We start from the raw sequence: 252 nt of genomic DNA, 5'->3' as shown, positions 1-252 counted from the left end.
CAGGATACCATCGAAGATCACGAAGACCCAGCGGTGCGGGAAGACGACATCACAGCGACCCCCGCGTTCGGCGAAGCGGGAGAGCTGCAGCAGCCGCTGGTCGATGGCCTGACCATCGTCGACGGTCCCGATGCGGAGGCAACTGCCGACGTCGCTCCGGTGCTGGGCCTGGATGCGCGCCACGTAGCTCTGGACGCACGCGATTCAGTCGCCGAGTCCGAAGCAGGCCTGTCCGATGCCGAAGCATCGTCG

General features: G+C 66.3%; 1 protein-coding gene. It reads left to right on the top strand.

Going from position 1 to position 252, the window contains the following annotated elements:
• Positions 1-33 precede the first annotated feature (33 nt).
• Positions 34-252, top strand: a 219-nt coding sequence (locus ACQG3P_RS20925; protein WP_426806128.1) for a hypothetical protein, incomplete at its 3' end; no start/stop codon positions are given.

Source organism: Stenotrophomonas sp. SrG, from assembly GCF_050031795.1.
Lineage (GTDB): Bacteria > Pseudomonadota > Gammaproteobacteria > Xanthomonadales > Xanthomonadaceae > Stenotrophomonas > Stenotrophomonas rhizophila_A.
The sequence above is the reverse complement of the archived record's forward strand: the minus strand, read 5'-3'. Positions and strand labels throughout refer to the sequence as shown.